Raw genomic sequence first — 6,080 nt, 5'->3', positions numbered from 1 at the left:
ATTCGCTTTTCTGAAAATGAACCGCAACTATCTGTAAAAATATTTGATCGCTATGGTAAATTAATAGCCTCTTTGAAGCAAAACGAAAGTTGGAACGGAACTTACAATGGCCAATTAGTACCCTCAACCGATTATTGGTTTGTTGTAACGAGAGCTGACGGAAAAGAATACAAAGGCCATTTTAGTATGAAACGGTAGACTATGATCATTATGAAAAAGTAATTTCCTTATTTTACAACCACTATTTATCACTTTGGTAGCAGAAGAATTATAAAAGTCTAAGTTAAATCTCCTAAGTGCAAAAAATAGGAGCTTCAAGCAAATTATTTCCTTAAGATAATTATCATTCCAAAATTAGATTTTTGTCGTGCAGAATGGTAATTAAATGATCAATGGTTCTTAAATACACTTCTTAAAAGCAATAAACAGTCCGGAATTAGGGGAGATCTCTTCTAGTTGGTAAACTTCTAGGAATAAGTCTTTTGAACTTTTTTAAGATAACTTTAAAATAAATTCGATACCTAGTCAGCTTATTAATAATCTATTTCGCTGAGAAACCCTTTGATGTAAGCGGTTGCTGATTAAGGCGTATTCAGTTGCGTAAAAGGCGGTGTGATTAAGAAGAGTTTTGTTTTCAATAGGGAATTGTTTTGTGCAAAAATGAGCGATATTTTTAATTTCTGCTGAAATACGAATTGAAAGTGAGGCTCAGTTAATTTATTGTTAAAAAAAGCAAGTTGTTTTGAAGCTATTTAATTACATTTACACCTATTTAAACTTGAAGTATGAAACAAAAATTACTCTTTCTTTTTTTATTGATTTCTATTTTTTGCTCTGCACAAGAAAACTGTGAAAATGGAATTGATGATGATGGTGATGGAAAAATTGATTTAAATGATAGTGATTGTGTTAGTAATAACGCAGTTCCTAAATCATTGTTAACTAATCATTCTTTTGAAGAAAGAATAAGATGTCCTTATAATTATTATGATTTAACAACTATGAACGGTTGGATAAAAGGTACAATACCATCTCCAGCCTATTTAAACAAAGACTGCTACCTCTTTGAAACAATTTACTCCAAAAACCTTCAAGATTTCCCGGATGGCAAAGGAATTGTAGGAGCAGTTTATAAAAATAATAAAAAAGAATATATTGCTAGTAAATTATCAACTCCATTACTTACCGGAAAAAGCTATCAGTTAACACTGAATATTGCTTCGATAAATAATATCTTCAGTTCTAATTTAAGTAAACTTTTTGATTTTAATTTTTTAGAACCAACCTATGTAACACTTTATGGATGTAATAATAAAGATAATTTACCATTATACACGACTTCTGATCCAAATTCATTTGACTCAACTTGGATTGAAATTGGAAAAGTTTTATACCAACCTCAGGCTAGTTGGGAAGAAATAACACTTAATTTCACTCCCAACATTGATATTAATGCAATAATGCTAGGACCAGAGAAAGTCTTACCTCCTTCATTTAATACAGATTATGTACCTACGTTTTTATATGATAATTTAAGGTTAAATACTGCTGAAAATTTTGGAGTTACTATTATTCAGACTGGTAATTTCTGTAACAATGATTTGATCTTGACTGCTGATTTTACTAAAACCATGAGTCTAGGAACAACGATTCAGTGGTATAAAAACGGAATAGCAATAGTTGGAGCAACTGACAAATCGTATTCAATTCCATCTGTCAAAGCAAATTTAGGTGAATATAGCGTTAAAGTAAAAAATGGAAATGAATGCTATATCAGTTCAAAGTTAACTATTAACAACTCAATTCCCAATCCATCCGTAACAGTAGTTCAGGCATCTTGTCAAGATATAAATGGTTATATTACAGTTAACGAACCGGGAATGGAATATAGTTTTGAAAAAGGATTGCCTTTAAATTCAGATGACTACTACGATAAAAAAGATTTAGTATGGCAAACAGAAGCTAACTTTACTACAAAGGAATATGGTAAATATTATATTCAAGCACGAACTAGTTCTGGTTGTATTTCGACGCCTACCATTATAACACTTACTCCTCCAACAGTATTAGAGAAAGCAGCTTTTTCAATTATTCAACCAACTTGTAGTTCTGGCGGAACCATTACAATAACCACTGCAGCCTCAGAATTTAGCTTTGACAATGGTCAAACTTGGCAAAATAGTGCTACCAAAACAAATTTACCTGCAGGTAATTATTTTCTAAAAATAAAAAACAGTAGCGGATGCGAATCATATCCACAAAGCGTCTTCCTTTTTCAATATTTTATTGATTCTGCAACCTTTAATTCGACTCAACCTACTTGCAACGAAGGAGGAAGTATTACGGTTACTAGTCCCGCATCAGAATATAGTTTTGATAATGGAGTAACATGGACTACTAACCCAATTGCAACTAATCTGCCTTCCGGTAATTATAATATTAGAATTAAAAATGAATTTGGATGTGAATCTAAACCAAATTACTATCAAATTTATATTAATGATTTTGCTAGGTCATACCCTGATGTTAAAGTTACTCAACCAAGTACCTGCAGTACTACTGGAATTATATATTTTTTAAAACGTTCCTCTAAATACAGTATAGATAACGGGCAAACATGGCAGTTAACACAAACATTTACTAATTTAAAACCTGGTAATTACCTATTAAAAACACAAAATGAATTAGGCTGTGAATCACTAGTAACTGAAGTTAAAGTTAATTTTAATTTACCTAAACCAACTTTTACTATAACAAATCCTTCATGTACAACAAATGGAAGTATTACCGTAAATACTACTGCATCGTTTTATAGTTTTGACAATGGAGATACATGGACAACTAATCCAACGGCTTCTAATTTAGCTTCTGGTTCTTATAATATTAGAATTAAAAATGAAATAGGTTGCGAATCCGATGCTGGATATGCCTATTTACCTCCTTTCTACCTTGATACACCTAAATTTGAAATAATAAATCCCAATTGTACAACAACATCCAAATGGAGTATTACAATTACAACCCCTGCGGCGGCTTATAGCTTTGATGGTGGAATGACATGGAGTCCAAACGCTACTATCACTAATTTAGATTATGGAACGTACTTCCTTAAAATAAAAAATGAATTAGGTTGTGAATCAAATTATGCTTTCACCGACATCAGAAATGATTTTTATTTAGAATCTCCCGAATTTGTAGCTATACAACCTACTTGCACTACACCAGGGCGTGTCACCATAATCACTCCTGCCGCATTTTATAGTTTTGATGATGGAGCAACATGGAGTACAGATCCAAATCTTCTAAAATACCCTAATGGCGGGGTAAGTGGCGCTCTTAGGATTAAAAACGAAGTAGGCTGCATAAGTAATCACAATTGGTTTAACCTAGTCCCTAATTACTTAGACACTCCCACTTATACAATAGTACAGCCTACAACCTGTGATAGTAATGCTACCGGAAGTATTACAATCAAAACAGCAGCAGCGTTTTATAGTTTTAATGGTGGACTAAGCTGGAGCACAAACCCCACAGCTTCAAATCTTCCCGTTGGATTTAAATACCAATTAAGAATTAAAAATGCTGCAGGATGTGAGTCAGGGGACAATATTGTCGAACTAGAGCCTGTAAAAATCACAGAGGCCAAATTCATAGTCACTTATCCATCTTGTGGCATAGGTGGTACTATCACCATAACCACACCCGCTCCGTTTTACAGTTTCGATGGCGGTGAAACTTGGGGTATTAACCCAAAAGCTACAAATTTACCTAATGGTTTTTATTATCCTAAAATAAAAAATGAAGCTGGTTGTATATCGCAAACATTCAATGCAGTTATTTTTAATCAAGAATATTTAACAGGATTTGACATCAATGTAACTCAACCTACTTGTGAATCTGGGAATAAAGGGAGTATTACTGTAGATCCATTTTTTGATCAATATAGTTTTAATGGTGGAAGATCTTGGAGTCAATACAAAACAGCCACAAACTTATTACCAGGGAATTATTCAATTATAGTTAAAAACAACTTAGGCTGTGAATCTTGGCCGAGGACCATTACAATATTTCCTTTTTACTTACCTAAGCCTACTTACACAACAGTAAATCCTATTTGCGGAACAGGAGGAAGCATTTCAATTACTAGTCCGGCGGCACAATATAGCTTTGACAATGGTGATACTTGGAGTACCAATGCTACTGCCCAAAATTTAGATCCAGGCAATTACGTGGTTATCATTAAAAACGAATTAGGCTGCGAATCCTATCCAATAAGCGTTTATGTTCCAAATTTTTTTCTTAGTGATCCTTTATACACAATTACACAACCAACTTGCGAATCATTAGGGACGATAATCATAACGACAGATGCTTCAGAGTACAGTATTGACAACGGAACCACATGGTCTTCAAATGCAACTTTTAATAATTTGCAACCAGGATATTATAATGTGAAAATAAAAAACAATTTAGGATGTGAATCAATTTATAAGTCTGTCCATCTTTACAATATTAATCTACCTGCGGTAAAACCTACTATTTCAGTTGAGCAACCTAGTAGCTGTACCAGTTCCAAAGGAAAAATTACTGTAACCACTATTGCTAGTCAATATAGTTTTGACAATGGACTGACCTGGACTTCTAATCCTATTGCTATAGATTTAACCACAGGTGACTATTTCATCAGGATTAAAAATGGCCTTACCGGCTGTCCTTCACCTAATATTAAAGTGACAATAGCCCCCCCACTTGATGCAGTACCAATACCAAATTACGCGACTACCCAACCTGTAAGTTGCAGCAATCCATTTGGATCAATTTCAATTTCAAGTACGGCTGCTCAGTATAGTTTTGATAATGGCGTCACGTATTCAACAAACCCATTTTCAGGAAATCTAGCTCCTGGGACTTATTTGGTACGCGTAAAAAACAGTAGTGACTGTGCGTCTCCGGCGGTATCAATAAAAATTGAAGCACCTACCGATTACCCTAAAAATCCGAATTTTACGACTACCCAACCTGATTGTAATAATCTTAGAGGAGCTATTACAATTACGGACGTCGCTTCAGCGTACAGCTTTGACAATGGAACAACCTGGTCAACAAACCCAACAAAAACAAACCTTGCGCCAGGGAATTATTTGATAAAAGTAAAAAATAGTACTGGTTGTAGTTCTAACAGTAGCACAGCTAACATAATTCCATTTACAAATTTCACAGCAAAACCCACAGCAACTGCCCTGCAATCCTTTTGCATTCAGGAAAATGCAACAATAAGCAACATCGCTATTACAGGACAAAACATCAAATGGTATAATGCAGTTACAGCTGGAACAGTTTTAACAAATACTACTCCATTACAAAATGGAATTACTTATTACGCTTCTCAAACTATTGATGGCTGTGAAAGCGAAAGAGTTCCTGTTTCAATTTTAATTAAAAACACGGCTGCTCCAACTGGAATTGGAAGCCAAACTTTCTGTAGCAGTCAAAACCCAACTTTGTCTAATTTAACAGTTACAGGATCTACTATAAAATGGTACGATGCTGCAGCTAATGGAACTTTACTATCTAACACTACCTTGTTGCAAAATGGCAGTACGTATTATGCTACTCAAACTGAAAACGGTTGTGAAAGTGTAAATCGTTTGGCGGTACAAGCAGTACTAATCACAACTTTACCAGCTAAAAATCATGATGAAATGTTATGTGATGATTTAAATGATTCTAAAGAAATCGTAGATCTTAGTTCTTATAATACCAATTTAATTACATCAACATCAGGTTATTCCTTTTCTTATTATTCTACTTTGAATGGAGCTGAAAATGAACTAGCAAATAGCAAAATAGTGAATCCTACTACCTACAAAATACTCCTAGGAACCACTACTATTTATGTTCGAATTAATTCTGCTACCGCTTGTTATGCTGTAGCAGTTTTAAAACTAACAGTAGTTGCTAAACCAATTATTACAATCGCTGACACTGTCCCAATTTGCGCGAACACTTCCATAACCATCAATGCTGGTTCGGATTACGATTCCTACCTATGGTCCACGGGAGAAACAACGCCATCAATA

The 6,080-nt window shown here is 34.2% G+C and carries 2 protein-coding genes; both read left to right on the top strand.

What is annotated here, in order from left to right:
* Positions 1-198: T9SS type B sorting domain-containing protein (locus P8M54_RS02605; RefSeq protein WP_300284737.1), on the top strand; the 198-nt coding region annotated here is incomplete at its 5' end.
* A 587-nt stretch (positions 199-785) separates the two neighbouring features.
* A partial coding sequence (locus P8M54_RS02600; RefSeq protein WP_300284734.1) for a hypothetical protein occupies positions 786-6,080 on the top strand: 5,295 nt, incomplete at its 3' end.

This window comes from Flavobacterium sp., from assembly GCF_029242675.1.
Classification (GTDB): Bacteria; Bacteroidota; Bacteroidia; order Flavobacteriales; family Flavobacteriaceae; genus Flavobacterium.
This window is presented reverse-complemented; position numbering and strand designations above follow the sequence as displayed.